Origin of the sequence: Micromonospora sp. NPDC049240 (genome assembly GCF_040647835.1) — a bacterium.
In the GTDB taxonomy this organism is placed as follows: Bacteria; Actinomycetota; Actinomycetes; order Mycobacteriales; family Micromonosporaceae; genus Micromonospora.
Genome location: NZ_JBEZCX010000009.1, coordinates 176,271 through 189,868, shown reverse-complemented (window position 1 = coordinate 189,868; position 13,598 = coordinate 176,271). Strand labels below are relative to the sequence as shown.

Genomic DNA, 13,598 nt, shown 5'->3' with positions numbered 1-13,598 from the left:
AGGCCGGCGTCGGGGAGCGTGCCACCGGAGTCCTCCGGGGGGCACGACCAGCACGGCCCTCCGGTGCGGCCGGACCGGGATTCCCCGGCCGCACCGGTGGACCGGCACCGACCTGGGGAGGTAACGCGATGCGTACGGGTGTCTGGCTGGTGGGAGCACGTGGTTCGGTCGCGACCACAAGCGTGGTCGGGGCGCTCGCCCTGCGGGCCGGGCTCACCGCACCGACCGGCTGCGTCACCGAACTGCCCGACCTGCGGGGTCCCGCGCTGCCGGGCCTCGCCGATCTCGTCTTCGGCGGCCACGACGTGGTCGCCACCCCGCTGACCAAACGCGCCGAGGCGCTCGCCGCCGCCGGCGTGCTGCCCGGCCGGCTCGCCGCCGCCGTCGCGCCGGAGCTGGCCGACGTCGAGGCCGCGCTGCGACCCGCGCCGACCGAGGGCGAGCCGGCCACGCGGATCGCCGCCGTGGTCGACGACCTGACCGACTTCCGCCGCCGCTACGACCTGGACCGGGTGGTGGTGGTCAACGTGGCCGCCACCGAGCCGGCGCCCGCCCCGCACCCGGCCCACCACGACCTGACCGCGCTGCGCGCCGCGCTCGACGTGCTGCCGGCCAGCTCCCGGTACGCGTACGCGGCGTTCACCGCCGGCTGCCCGTACGTCGACTTCACCCCGTCCACCGGCGCCCGGCTGCCGGCGCTGGCCGCGTTGGCCGACGAGCGCGGCCTGCCGTACGCCGGGCACGACGGCAAGACCGGCGAGACGCTGCTCAAGTCGGTGCTCGCGCCGATGTTCGCGATGCGGCACCTGGCGGTGCGTTCCTGGTCCGGGACGAACCTGCTCGGCGGCGGCGACGGCGCCACGCTCGCCGAGCCGGCCGCCAACGCCGCCAAGGTGGGCAGCAAGCAGCGGGTGCTCGCGGAGACGCTCGGCTACCTGCCGCAGGGCAGCACCCGGATCGACTACGTCGAGGAGCTGGGCGACTTCAAGACCGCCTGGGACCTGGTCACGTTCGCCGGCTTCCTGGGCACCGGGATGCGGATGGAGTTCACCTGGCACGGCTGCGACTCGGCGCTGGCCGCCCCGCTGGTGCTCGACCTGGCCCGGCTGACCGCCGCCGCGCACGCCGCCGGCCGCCGGGGCCCCCTCGCCGAGCTGGCGTTCTTCTTCAAGGACCCGCTCGGCGACACCGGCCACGCGCTCGGTGAGCAGTGGGCGGTGCTGTGCGACTTCGTGGCCGGCCTGCACGCGGAGGCGGCCCGGTGACCCGGCTCGCCGACCTGGCCGAGCTGGTCCGCGCGCCGGCCGCGCTCTCCGTGCCCGGGGACGTGCTGGCCGGCGCCGCGTCGGCCGGGACGCTCGGCCGGCGTACGCCCGCGTTGGCCGGCGCGTCGGTGCTGCTCTACTGGGCCGGGATGGCCGCCAACGACTGGGCGGACCGGCGGCTCGACGCGGTGGAGCGCCCGGAGCGGCCGATCCCGTCCGGCCGGGTCCGCCCCGGCGTCGCGCTCGGCCTGGCCGGTGGCCTGACCGCCGCCGGCCTCGCCGTCGCCACCGCCGCCGGGGGCGTCCGCGCGGCGGCCGTCGCGGTCCCGCTCGCGGCCACCATCTGGGGGTACGACCTGCGCGCGAAGGACACCGCCGCCGGTCCCGCCGTGATGGCCGCCTGCCGGGGGCTGGACGTCCTGCTCGGCGCGACCACGACCCCGACCGCCCGGGGATGCGCCGCAGGCGGCGACCGGTGGCCCGGCGGCGGCCCGTCCGGCACCGGCTGCGGCCGGGGTGCCGGCGGGTCGGGCGGGAGCGTCGGACCGGCGTTGCTGCGGGCGCTGCCGGCGGCGCTTACCGTCGCCGCGCACACCTGGACCGTCACCGCGCTGTCCCGCCGCGAGGTGACCGGGGTGGCGGACCGGCGGTTGCCGGGCCTCACCCTGGCCGGCACCGCGCTGATCGCGCTCGCCGCCCCGGGCCGGCCGACCGTGTTAAGCGGGGCCCCCTCCTCTACCGAATGCGTTAAGAGGGGGCCCTTCCTTCGGCTCGGTGCCCTGGTGCCGGTGGCGCTCGCGGCCGGCTACGCCGTGCGGTACGGGCGGGCGCAGGCCCGGGTGCTCGCCGACCCGTCGCCGGCCCGGGTGCGCGCCGCGGTCGGCGCCGGCATCACCGGGCTGCCCGCGTTGCAGGGCGCGCTGACCGCCCGCGCCGGCGGTGGTGCGGTCGGAGCACGACCGGGCGTCGGGCTGCTCGGCCTCGCGGTGGCCGCCGCCGCGCCGCTCGGGCGCCGCCTGGCCCGGCTGGTCTCGCCGACATGACCACCGTGACCCCGGCCGCCGCGCCCCGCCGGTCACCGCCCGAGCCGGGCCGGCTGCGCCTCGGGTACGGCACCAACGGCTTCGCCAACCACCGGCTCGACGACGCGCTCGCCGTGCTCGCCGACCTCGGGTACGAGGGTGTGGCGCTCACCCTGGACCACGACCACCTGGACCCGTTCGCCAGCGGGCTGGCCGGCCGGGTCGCCGCCGTACGCCGCCGGCTGGACGCGCTGGGGTTGGCCGTGGTGGTCGAGACCGGCGCCCGCTACCTGCTCGACCCGTGGCACAAGCACGCCCCGACGCTGCTGCACGACGAGCCGGCCCGCCGCGTCGAGTTCCTCCGCCGGGCGGTCCGGATCGGCGCCGACCTGGGCGCGGAGGCGGTCTCCTGCTGGGCCGGCGTACGCCCGCCGGAGGTGCCGCCACCGGTCGCGTGGGAGCGCCTGGTCGCCGGCTGCGCCACGGTCTGCGCCGAGGCGGCGGCGGCCGGTGTGCCGCTCGGCTTCGAACCCGAGCCGGGCATGCTGGTCGAGGACATCGCCGGCTGGCGGCGGCTGCGCGACGCGCTCGACGCGCCGCCCGGCTTCGGCATCACGCTCGACATCGGACACTGCCGCTGTCTGGAGCCGCTGCCGGTGCCCGACTGCGTGGCAGCGGTCGCCGACCACCTGGTCAACGTGCAGATCGACGACATGCGCCGGGGCGTGCACGAGCACCTGGAGTTCGGCACCGGGGAGATCGACTTCCCGCCGGTGCTGGCCGCGCTGGCCGACGTCGGCTACCGAGGGCTGGTCGCGGTGGAACTGCCCCGGCACTCGCACGCCGCCCCGACCGTCGCCGCCCGCTCACTCGACTTCCTGCGCGCCGCCGCCCGGCGCGGCGAGGGGCGGTGAGGCGACCACCATCCACCACCCGGCAGAGGGGAGACGGCATGACACCCGACCGACTGCGCGCCGCGCTGCGGGGCGTACCCGATCCGCAGTGGCTGGACGCGGCGCTGCGCCGCGTCGCGACCGAACCCGCGGCGATCCCGCGCTACTTCGCCGCCGCCGCCCGGCGGTGCGGGCGCGGGCCGGTGCCCGACCCGCCCGGCTGGACGGTCGACGAGGCGGCCCGCGCGTTGCTGCTCTCCGCGTTGCCCACCGGGCACGCCGGCGCGGCCGAGACGCTCTACCGGGAGGGCGACGCGGCCGAGAAGCGGGCCGTGCTGCGGGCGCTGCCGCTGCTGCCGATCGGGGCGGAGTGCGTGCCGCTGCTGCACGACGCGATCCGCACCAACGACACCCGGCTGGTCGCCGCCGCGCTCGGCCCCTACGCCCGGCACCTGGAACAGCCGGCCTGGCGGCAGGCGGTGCTCAAGTGCGTCTTCACCGGCGTGCCGCTGGCCGTGGTCGACAGTCTGACCGACCGGGCCGACGGCGAGCTGGCGCAGATGCTGGCCGCGTACGCCGCCGAACGGCACGCCGCCGGCCGGCGCATGCCCGACGACGCCGCCGACCTGCTGGACCGGCTCACCATCCCCACCACGGAGGCGTGACATGCGCATCTTCGACCCGCACATCCACATGACGTCCCGGACCACCGACGACTACGAGCGGATGGCCGCCGCCGGGGTGCGCGCGGTGGTCGAGCCGGCGTTCTGGCTGGGCCAGCCGCGTACCAGCGTGGACAGCTTCGTCGACTACTTCGACTCGCTCGTCGGCTGGGAGCCGTTCCGGGCCGGGCAGTTCGGCGTCCGGCACCACGCCACCGTGGCGCTGAACCCGAAGGAGGCCAACGACCCGCGCTGCCGGCCGGTGCTCGACGTGCTGCCGCGCTACCTGGACAAGGACGGCGTGGTCGCGGTCGGCGAGATCGGCTACGACGCGATGACCCCGGCCGAGGACGCCGCGTTCGCCGGTCAGCTCGCGCTGGCTGTCGCGCACGACCTGCCCGCGCTGGTGCACACCCCGCACCGGGACAAGGCACGCGGCGTCGAACGCACGCTCGCGGTGGTCGCCGAGTCGGGCATCGCGCCCGGGCGGGTGCTCGTCGACCACCTCAACGAGGTGACCGTGAAGCTGGTCCGGGACACCGGCTGCTGGCTGGGCTTCTCGATCTACCCGGAGACGAAGATGTCGCCGCCGCGGATGGTCGAGCTGCTGCGGAGATACGGGACGGAGCGGATGCTTGTCAACTCCGCCGCCGACTGGGGGCGTTCCGACCCGCTGCTCACCCGGGACACCGGGGAGGCGATGCTGGCCGCCGGGTTCGACGCCGACGACGTGGACCGGGTGCTGTGGCGCAACCCGGTGGAGTTCTACGGCCAGTCCGGCCGGCTCGACCTCAGCGACGTGGACGCGCCCGCGCCCACGTACGCCGGCAACTCCATCCTGCGTGGAGGCGAGTGATGCGGCTGCGGCACGCCGACGGCAGCACCGTCCATCTCGGCTACTGCACCAACGTCCACCCCGCCGAGGACCTGCCGGGCGTCCTGGCGCAGCTCGACACGTACGCGGTCGCGGTACGTCGCCGCCTCGACGCGGACCTGCTCGGGCTGGGACTGTGGCTGGCCGCCCCGGCCGCCGCCGCGCTCGCCGCCGACCCGGCGGCCCGCCGCCGGCTGCGTCACGAGCTGACCGTACGCGGGCTGGAGGTGGTCACGCTCAACGGTTTCCCGTACGCGGCGTTCCAGGCCCCGGTGGTCAAGGGCGCGGTGTACCAGCCGGACTGGACCACGCCGGCGCGGCTGGCGTACACGCTGGACCTGGCCCGGGTGCTGGCCGACCTGCTGCCCGACGACGCGGCCCGGGGTTCGGTCTCCACGCTGCCGGTGGCCTGGCGCACGCCGTGGGACGCCGGCCGGGCCGAGTCGGCGCGGCGGATGCTCGACGCGCTCGCCGCCGGGCTGGCCGACGTGCAGCGGGACACCGGCCGGGTGGTCCGGGTCGGCTTCGAGCCGGAACCGGGGTGTCTGGTGGAGTCCACCGGACAGGCCCGCGCGGTATTGTCAGCCATGGATACCGAGCGGCTCGGGATCTGCCTGGACCTGGCGCACCTGGCGTGCGCCTGGGAGGCGCCGGCCGACGCGCTGGCCCGGCTGCGTGACGCCGGCCTGCCGGTGGTCAAGGTGCAGGTCTCCGCCGCCGTCGAGGCCCCCGACCCGGCCGGCGCGACCGCCGCGCTGCGCCGCTTCGTCGAGCCACGCTTCCTGCACCAGACCCGCGCGGCGGGCTGCGCCGGCGCCACCGATCCGGCCGACCCGGCGTACGCCGCCGACGACCTGGACGCGGCACTGGACGCGCGGCTGCCCGGGGCGTGGCGGGTGCACTACCACGTGCCGCTGCACGCCCCACCCGAGCCGCCGCTGCGCTCCACGGTGCCGGTGCTGCGGGCCGCGCTCGCCGCGCTGTTCGCCGGCCCGGCCGCCGGCTGCGACCACCTCGACGTGGAGACGTACACCTGGGGGGTGCTGCCGGCGGCGCGTCGGCCGCGCGGCGACGCGGAGCTGGCCGCCGGCATCGCCGCCGAACTGGCCTTCGCCCGCGACGAGCTGACCGGCCTCGGGTTGGCCACGGCGGCGGGGGTGTCCGTGAGCGCGAGGAGTGAGCCGGTCCTGCGAGCCCCGCAGTCGCGAACGAAGGCAGGCTCTGCATGAGCCGGCGGCTGGTGGTGCTCGACGTGGTCGGGTTGACGCCGCGCCTGCTGGCGCACATGCCCCGGCTGCGCGCGGTGGCCGAGGCGGGTTTCGCGGCCGAGCTGGGCACCGTGCTGCCGGCGGTGACCTGCTCGGCGCAGGCCACGTTCCTGACCGGTGAGCCGCCCGCCGGGCACGGCGTGGTGGGCAACGGCTGGTATTTCCGGGACCTCGGCGAGGTGCTGCTCTGGCGGCAGCACCACGCGCTGGTCGGCGGCGAGAAGGTGTGGCAGGCGGCGCGCCGGGTCGAGCCGGGCTACCGGGTCGCCAACGTCTGCTGGTGGTACGCCATGGGCGCGGACGTCGACTGGACGGTCACGCCGCGCCCGGTCTACCACGCCGACGGGCGTAAGGAGCCGGACTGCTGGACCGACCCGCCGGAGCTGCACGACACGCTCACCGACGCGCTCGGCACGTTCCCGCTGTTCAGCTACTGGGGGCCGGGCGCGGGGCTGCCGTCGTCGGCGTGGATCAGCCGGGCCGCGCAGCGGATCCTGGCCGACCACGCCCCCGACCTGACCCTGGTCTACCTGCCGCACCTCGACTACGACCTGCAACGCTTCGGGCCGTCCGCGCCGCAGGCCGCCGCCGCGGCGGCGGAGCTGGACGCGGTGCTCGGGCCGCTGCTGGACGCGGCGCGGGAGCGCGACGCGACCGTGGTGGCCCTCTCCGAGTACGGCATCACCGACGTCTCCCGCCCGGTGGACGTCAACCGGATGCTGCGCGCCGAGGGGCTGCTGCGCGTCTACACGCAGGCCGGGATGGAGTACCTCGACCCGTGGACGTCACGGGCCTTCGCGGTCGCCGACCACCAGGTGGCGCACGTCTACGTGCGGGACCCGGCGGACGTGCCGGCGGTGGCGAAGCGCTGTGCCGCGCTGCCCGGCGTCGCCGAGGTGCTGGACGCGGCCGGGCAGGCCGGGTACGGGTTGGACCATCCCCGAGCCGGTGAGCTGGTGCTGGTGGCCGAGCCGGACGCCTGGTTCACCTACTACTACTGGCTGGACGACGCGCGGGCGCCCGACTTCGCCCGGCTGGTCGAGATCCACCGCAAGCCCGGCTACGACCCGGCGGAGCTGTTCTTCGACCCGGCCGCCCCGGGTGCCGCGAAGCGCCGGGCGGCGGTGGCGCTGGCCCGCAAGAAGCTGGGGATGCGCTACCTGATGAGCGTGGTCGGGCTGGACGCCGGGGCGCGGGCGGTGCGCGGCTCGCACGGCCGGCTGCCCGCCGACCCGGCGGACGGGCCGGTGCTGCTCTGCTCCGACCCGGCCGCGGCCCGCTCCCGGGTCGCGGCGACCGACGTCAAGGCGTTGCTGCTCCAGCTCGCCGGACTGGCCCGGGAGGCCCCATGACCGTCGCCGTCGACCGGACCGACCCGGCCCTGCTGCGGGGCCGCTTCGACGCCGCGCTCGCCGCGTTCCTGGACGCGCGGCGGCCGGGTCGGCCGGACGACGGTACGGGGGCCGTCCACACCGCGTTGCGCCGCTTCGTCCTGGCCGGTGGCAAGCGGCTGCGCCCGCTGTTCTGCTACTGGGGCTGGCGGGGCTTCGGCGGCCCGGACGGGCAGCCCATCGTGGTCGCCGCGTCGGCGCTGGAGCTGTTCCACGCGTTCGCCTTGATCCACGACGACATCCTGGACCGCAGCGACCGGCGGCGCGGCGAGCCGACGCTGCACCGGCACTTCGCCGGGCTGCACGCCGGCGCGGGCTGGCCGGGCGACCCGGCGGCGTACGGGCGGGCGGCGGCGTTGCTCTGCGGCGACCTCTGCGCCACCTGGTCGGCCCAGATGTTCCACGGCTGCGGGTTGCCGGCCGGGCGGCTGCGCCGGGGGCATCCGTTGCTGGCCCGGATGCGGGCCGAGGTGATCGCGGGGGAGTACCTGGACGTGGTGGCGGCGACCGGTGACGGCTCGGTGGCGAGCGCGCTCACCGTGGTGCGGCTGAAGACGGCCCGCTACACGGTGACCCGGCCGATCCAGGTGGGGGCCGCGCTGGCCGGCGCGGCGCCGGACGTGGTGGCCGCGCTGGCCGGCTTCGGTGATCCGCTGGGGGACGCGTTCCAGCTCCGCGACGACCTGCTCGGCGTGTTCGGGGACCCGGCGGTGACCGGCAAGTCCACCATGGACGACCTACGGGAGGGCAAGCCGACGGTGCTGCTGGCGCTGGCCCGGGCGGCGGCCGGTCCGGCCGGCGCGGCCCGGCTGCGGGCACTGGTCGGCGATCCGGCCCTGGACCAGGCGGGGGCCGCCGAGGCCCGCGCGCTCATCGAGGCGTCGGGGGCCCGGGACACGGTGGAACGGATGATCCGCGCGCGGGCGGACGCGGCGCTTGTCGCGCTGGACGCGCTGCCGCTGGCGGCGTCGGCGCGGCGGGCGTTGGCCACGCTCGCGGAACACGCCGTCGAGCGCCGCGCCTGACCCGACTTTTGTCGTGACGCGTCAAAAGTCAAAGCTGATCGATCAGAAGCTATGGACACGCTGATCGAAAGGTCCTAATGTCGTGGCCAGCACAACGCTCCCCCCTTTCGGCATCCGGCGCGACGCGCGCCCGGTCCTGGCTGCGCGCGTCAGGAAGGACAGCACGGCATGTCCAGCCACCCCCACCACCACCCCCACCCTCCGGCCCGACGACGGCTCGCCGCCGGCGCGGCGCTGCTGCTCGCGGTCACCGCCGGCACCGTCACGCTGGCCACGACGCCCGTCCCGGCGTCCGCCCACCCCATCTCGGCGAGCGACTTCCAGCAGGTCGAACTCGCCCGCGGCGTCGCCGAGACCGGCGAGCCGATCTCCCTCGCGGTGCTGCCCGACCGGTCGGTCCTGCACACCGCCCGCAACGGCACGCTGCGCCGCACCGACGCGGCCGGCGTCACCACCGCCATCGGCACGCTGCCGGTCTACACCCACGACGAGGAGGGGTTGCAGGGCGTCGGCGTCGACCCCGGCTTCACCACCAACCGGCACATCTACCTCTACTACGCGCCGCCGCTGTCCACCCCGGCCGGGGACGCGCCGGCCACCGGCACCGACTTCTCCGCCTGGCAGGGCGTCAACCGGCTCTCCCGGTTCACGCTCAACGCCGACTTCACGCTCAACCAGGCCAGCAAGGTCGACGTGCTCGACGTGCCGGCCGACCGCGGACTCTGCTGCCACGTCGGCGGCGACATCGACTTCGACGCCGCCGGCAACCTCTACCTCTCCACCGGTGACGACACCAACCCGTTCGACTCCGCCGGCTACGCCCCGATCGACGAGCGGACCAACCGCAACCCCGGGTACGACGCGCAACGCAGCGCCGGCAACACCAACGACCTGCGCGGCAAGATCCTCCGCATCAAGGTCAACGCCAACGGCACGTACTCGATCCCGAGCGGCAACCTCTTCGCGCCCGGCACCGCGAAGACCCGCCCGGAGATCTACGCCATGGGCTTCCGCAACCCGTTCCGGATGAGCGTCGACAAGGCCACCGGCGTCGTCTACGTCGGCGACTACGGGCCGGACGCCGGCACCACCTCGGCGCGCGGCCCGTCCGGGCAGGTCGAGTTCGACCGGGTCACCGGGCCGGGCAACTACGGCTGGCCGTACTGCACCGGCACCAACACGGCCGCCGAGACGTACGCCGAGTGGGACTTCGCCACCGGCACCGCCGGCGCGAAGTTCAACTGCACCGGCGGCCCGACCAACAACTCGTTCCGCAACACCGGCCTGACCACGCTGCCGGCCGCCAAGCCGGCCTGGATCCGCTACGCCGGTGACGCCGGCAGCCCGCCCGAGTTCGGCGGCGGCTCCGAGTCGCCGATGGGCGGCCCGGTCTACCGGTACGACGCGGCGAACCCGTCCACCACCAAGTTCCCGCAGTCCTTCGACGGGCAGTTCTTCGCCACCGAGTTCGGCCGCGGCTGGATCAAGCCGATCCACGTCAACGCGGACGGCTCACCCGGCACCATCGACGCGTTCCCGTGGACCGGCAAGCAGGTGATGGACTCCGCGTTCGGCCCGGACGGCGCCTACTACGTGCTCGACTACGGCACCGGCTACTTCAACGGGGACGCCAACTCGGCGTTGTACCGCTTCGACTACCTGGGCGGCGGCAACCGCGCCCCGGTGGCCCGCGCCGCCGCCGACAAGACCTCCGGCACCGCGCCGCTGACCGTGGCGTTCTCCTCGGCCGGCTCGTCCGACCCGGAGAGCGGCGCGCTGACGTACGCCTGGACGTTCGGTGACGGCGGCACCTCCACGGCGGCCAACCCGTCGCACACCTACGCGGCGAACGGCCGCTACACCGCCACGCTGACCGTCCGCGACCCGCAGGGCGCCACCGGCACCGCCAGCGTCACGATCACCGTCGGCAACACCGCGCCGACCGTGGTCATCGAGACGCCCGGCAACGGCAAGCTGTTCTCCTTCGGCGACACGGTGCCGTTCCGGATCACCGTCACCGACCCGGAGGACGGCACGATCGACTGCACCAAGGTCAAGATGACCTACGTGCTCGGGCACGACCAGCACGGCCACCAGATCACCTCGGCCACCGGCTGCACCGGCACGATCGCCATCCCGGTCGACGGCGAGCACGACGACGCGGCGAACATCTTCGCCATCTTCGACGCCGAGTACACCGACGCCGGCGGCCTCACCACGCACACCCAGCACACGCTCCAGCCCCGGCACCGGCAGGCCGAGCACTTCAAGACCTCGTCCGGGATCAACACGTTCGACAAGGGCACCGCCGAGGGCGGCAAGACCGTCGGCGACATCAACAACGGCGACTGGATCGCGTTCCAGCCGTACCTGCTCGCCGACGCCACCGGCTTCACCGCCCGGGTCTCCTCGGCCGGCGCGGGCGGCACGCTCCAGGTGCGGGCCGGCTCCGCCACCGGCACCGTGCTCGGCTCGGCCACCGTCCCGGTCACCGGCGCCTGGGACTCGTTCACCACGGTCACCGGCACGATCACCAACCCGCCGGCCGGCACCACCACGCTCTACCTCACGTTCGCCGGCGGCACCGGAGCGCTCTACGACCTGGACGCGTTCACGATCACCACGTCGAGCGTGCGCACCGGCCCGGTGAAGGGCCTGGCCGGCAAGTGCCTGGACGTGCGCAACGCGGCCACCGCCGACGGCACCCAGATCCAGATCTACACCTGCAACGGCACGGCCGCGCAGTCCTGGACCGTCACGCCGAACTCGACGGTCAAGGCGTACGGCAAGTGCCTGGACGTCTCCGGCGGCGGCAGCGCCGACGGCACGAAGATCCAGCTCTACACGTGTAACGGCAGCGGCGCGCAGAACTGGTCGGCGCAGGCCGACGGCACCGTCCGCAACCCGCAGTCCGGCAAGTGCCTGGACGTGTCCGGCAACAACTCGGCCGACAGCACGCCGGTGCACCTGTGGACCTGCACCGGGGCCGCCAACCAGAAGTGGACGCTGCCGTGAGGATGGCAAGGAGAACACCGATGAGACTCCTCCGTACCGCGCTGGTGGCGGTGACCGCCGTCGCCGCCACCGTCGCCGGCACCCCGGCGAGCGCCGCCGACGCCCCGTACGACGTGCTGGTCTTCTCCAAGACCGCCGGCTTCCGGCACGACTCCATCGCGGTCGGCACGCAGACCGTCCGTGACCTGGGCGCGGCGAACAACTTCACCGTCACCGCGACCGAGGACGCCACCCAGTTCACCACCGCCAACCTGGCCCGCTTCGAGGCGGTGATCTTCCTCAACACCACCGGGGACGTGCTCAACGCGACCCAGCAGGCCGCGTTCGAGGCGTACATCGGCGGTGGCGGCGGGTACGTCGGCGTGCACTCCGCCGCCGACACCGAGTACGACTGGCCGTTCTACGGCAACCTGGTCGGCGCCTGGTTCGCGTCCCACCCGGCGATCCAGCCGGCCACGGTCAAGGTGGAGGACCGGGCGCACGCCGCCACCGCGCACCTGCCGCAGCGGTGGAACCGCACCGACGAGTGGTACGACTACCGCACCAACGCGCGCTCCACCGCGCACGTGCTGGCCAGCCTCGACGAGTCCACGTACAGCGGCGGCTCGATGGGCGGCGACCACCCGCACGCCTGGTGCAAGACGTACAGCGGCGGCCGGTCGTTCTACACCGGCGGCGGGCACACCCAGGCGTCGTACGCCGAGCCCGCGTTCCGCGCGCACCTGCTCGGCGGCATCCGCTACGCCGCCGGCCGCACGAAGGCCGACTGCCGACCGGAGACCGGCTACACCGCGCTCTACGACGGCGGCACCACCGGCTGGTCGCAGGCCGGGCCGGGCAGCTTCACCAACAGCGACGCCACGCTGACCTCGGTCGGCGGCATGGGCCTCTACTGGTACAGCGCGAAGCAGTTCACCAACTACTCGCTCAAGCTGGACTGGCGGCTGGCCGGCGACGACAACTCCGGGGTGTTCGTCGGCTTCCCACCGTCGAGCGACCCGAACTCGGCGGTGAACAACGGCTACGAGGTGCAGATCGACCCCACCGACTCGGCGGACAAGACCACCGGCGCGATCTACGGCTTCAAGTCCGCCGACCTGGCCGCCCGGGACGCGGCGCTGAACCCGGCGGGGGAGTGGAACACCTACGAGATCCTGGTCGAGGGCGAGCGGTTGCAGGTCTTCCTCAACGGCGTGCGCGTCAACGACTTCACCAACACCGACCCGGTCCGGTCGCTCGCCGGGCACATCGGCATCCAGAACCACGGCACCGGCGACGACGCGTCGTTCCGCAACATCCGGATCAAGGAACTGGGCGGCACCCCGCCGCCGGGCGGCACCACCACCGTCCAGGCCGAGGCGTTCAGCTCGGCCAGCGGCGTCAGCGCGTTCGCCAAGGCCGGCGCCAACGGCGGGCAGACCCTGGGGTACGTCGACCCGGGCGACTGGGCCGCGTACCAGAACCTGGACCTGACCGGCGTGACGTCGCTGCGGGCCCGGGTGGTCTCCGGCGGGCCCGGCGGCACCATCGGAGTGCGCACCGGCTCGCCGACCGGCACGCTGCTCGGCCAGGTGGCGGTGCCGAACACCGGGAGCTGGACCACGTTCGCCGACGTCACCACCGCGCTGAGCGGCGTGCCGTCGGGAACCCAGACGGTGTACCTGACGTTCACCGGCAGCGGGTCCGGGCTGTTCGACGTGGACGACTTCACGCTGGTGCGGGGCGGCGGCACGGCCGGGACCGGCCCGGTGAAGGGCCTGGCCGGCAAGTGCCTGGACGTGCGCAACGCGGCCACCGCCGACGGCACCCAGATCCAGCTCTACACCTGCAACGGGTCCACGGCCCAGACGTGGACGGTGACCCCGAACGGGCCGGTGAAGGCGTTGGGCAAGTGCCTGGACGTCTCGGGCGGCGGCAGCGCCGACGGCACGAAGATCCAGCTCTACACGTGCAACGGCAGCGGCGCGCAGAACTGGTCGGCGCAGGCCGACGGCACGGTCCGCAACCCGCAGTCCGGCAAGTGCCTGGACGTGTCCGGCAACAACTCGGCCGACGGCACGCCGGTGCACCTGTGGACCTGCACCGGGGCCGCCAACCAGCGCTGGACCCTGCCGTGAGGTAGGCCATAGAGTGGGGACGGCGACCGCGAGGTGGCCGGTGACCCGTCGGGAGGCGCAACCCGT

The 13,598-nt window shown here is 74.8% G+C and carries 10 protein-coding genes; all 10 read left to right on the top strand.

Annotation, left to right across the window (positions count from 1 at the left end):
* Positions 1–128 precede the first annotated feature (128 nt).
* The 10 genes from AB0B02_RS16035 (at position 129) to AB0B02_RS15990 (ending at position 13,532) form a co-directional block, all read left to right on the top strand.
* A complete protein-coding gene (locus AB0B02_RS16035) occupies positions 129–1,265 on the top strand; it encodes an inositol-3-phosphate synthase (protein WP_357300846.1) in 1,137 nt (378 codons plus the stop codon).
* Positions 1,262–2,308, top strand: coding sequence for an SCO3242 family prenyltransferase (locus AB0B02_RS16030; protein WP_357300844.1), 1,047 nt, complete (start codon positions 1,262–1,264; stop codon positions 2,306–2,308). The genes AB0B02_RS16035 and AB0B02_RS16030 overlap by 4 nt, the downstream gene beginning before the upstream one ends.
* Complete coding sequence (locus tag AB0B02_RS16025) at positions 2,305–3,201, top strand: sugar phosphate isomerase/epimerase family protein (protein ID WP_357300842.1); 897 nt, start codon at positions 2,305–2,307, stop codon at positions 3,199–3,201. The genes AB0B02_RS16030 and AB0B02_RS16025 overlap by 4 nt, the downstream gene beginning before the upstream one ends.
* Positions 3,202–3,239: 38 nt before the next feature.
* Positions 3,240–3,845: an EboA domain-containing protein gene (locus AB0B02_RS16020; protein WP_281937107.1), complete on the top strand. Its 606-nt coding sequence runs from the start codon at positions 3,240–3,242 to the stop codon at positions 3,843–3,845.
* A gap of 1 nt (position 3,846) precedes the next feature.
* Positions 3,847–4,698, top strand: coding sequence for a TatD family hydrolase (locus tag AB0B02_RS16015; protein WP_281937105.1), 852 nt, complete (start codon positions 3,847–3,849; stop codon positions 4,696–4,698).
* Positions 4,698–5,945 carry a metabolite traffic protein EboE gene (eboE, locus tag AB0B02_RS16010; RefSeq protein ID WP_357300839.1) on the top strand — a complete coding sequence of 416 codons (1,248 nt, stop codon included), beginning with the start codon at positions 4,698–4,700 and terminating at the stop codon, positions 5,943–5,945. The genes AB0B02_RS16015 and eboE overlap by 1 nt, the downstream gene beginning before the upstream one ends.
* Positions 5,942–7,336: a nucleotide pyrophosphatase/phosphodiesterase family protein gene (locus tag AB0B02_RS16005; protein WP_281937100.1), complete on the top strand. Its 1,395-nt coding sequence runs from the start codon at positions 5,942–5,944 to the stop codon at positions 7,334–7,336. Before eboE ends, AB0B02_RS16005 begins: the two co-directional genes overlap by 4 nt.
* The gene (locus AB0B02_RS16000; protein ID WP_357300836.1) at positions 7,333–8,400 is read left to right on the top strand and encodes a polyprenyl synthetase family protein; all 1,068 of its coding nucleotides are present in this window, start codon (positions 7,333–7,335) and stop codon (positions 8,398–8,400) included. Before AB0B02_RS16005 ends, AB0B02_RS16000 begins: the two co-directional genes overlap by 4 nt.
* Positions 8,401–8,568: 168 nt before the next feature.
* Positions 8,569–11,415, top strand: a complete 2,847-nt coding sequence (locus AB0B02_RS15995) for an RICIN domain-containing protein (protein ID WP_357300834.1) — start codon at positions 8,569–8,571, stop codon at positions 11,413–11,415.
* A 20-nt stretch (positions 11,416–11,435) separates the two neighbouring features.
* The gene (locus AB0B02_RS15990) at positions 11,436–13,532 is read left to right on the top strand and encodes a ThuA domain-containing protein (RefSeq protein ID WP_281937095.1); all 2,097 of its coding nucleotides are present in this window, start codon (positions 11,436–11,438) and stop codon (positions 13,530–13,532) included.
* Positions 13,533–13,598: the final 66 nt, after the last annotated feature.

Excerpts from the sequence above, each read along its gene's own strand:
- AB0B02_RS16035 (WP_357300846.1), top strand. The coding sequence starts at position 129 with ATGCGTACGGGTGTCTGGCTGGTGGGAGCACGTGGTTCGGTCGCGACC.
- AB0B02_RS16025 (WP_357300842.1), top strand. The coding sequence starts at position 2,305 with ATGACCACCGTGACCCCGGCCGCCGCGCCCCGCCGGTCACCGCCCGAG.
- AB0B02_RS16020 (WP_281937107.1), top strand. The coding sequence starts at position 3,240 with ATGACACCCGACCGACTGCGCGCCGCGCTGCGGGGCGTACCCGATCCG.
- AB0B02_RS16015 (WP_281937105.1), top strand. The coding sequence starts at position 3,847 with ATGCGCATCTTCGACCCGCACATCCACATGACGTCCCGGACCACCGAC.
- eboE (WP_357300839.1), top strand. The coding sequence starts at position 4,698 with ATGCGGCTGCGGCACGCCGACGGCAGCACCGTCCATCTCGGCTACTGC.
- AB0B02_RS16005 (WP_281937100.1), top strand. The coding sequence starts at position 5,942 with ATGAGCCGGCGGCTGGTGGTGCTCGACGTGGTCGGGTTGACGCCGCGC.
- AB0B02_RS16000 (WP_357300836.1), top strand. The coding sequence starts at position 7,333 with ATGACCGTCGCCGTCGACCGGACCGACCCGGCCCTGCTGCGGGGCCGC.
- AB0B02_RS15995 (WP_357300834.1), top strand. The coding sequence starts at position 8,569 with ATGTCCAGCCACCCCCACCACCACCCCCACCCTCCGGCCCGACGACGG.
- AB0B02_RS15990 (WP_281937095.1), top strand. The coding sequence starts at position 11,436 with ATGAGACTCCTCCGTACCGCGCTGGTGGCGGTGACCGCCGTCGCCGCC.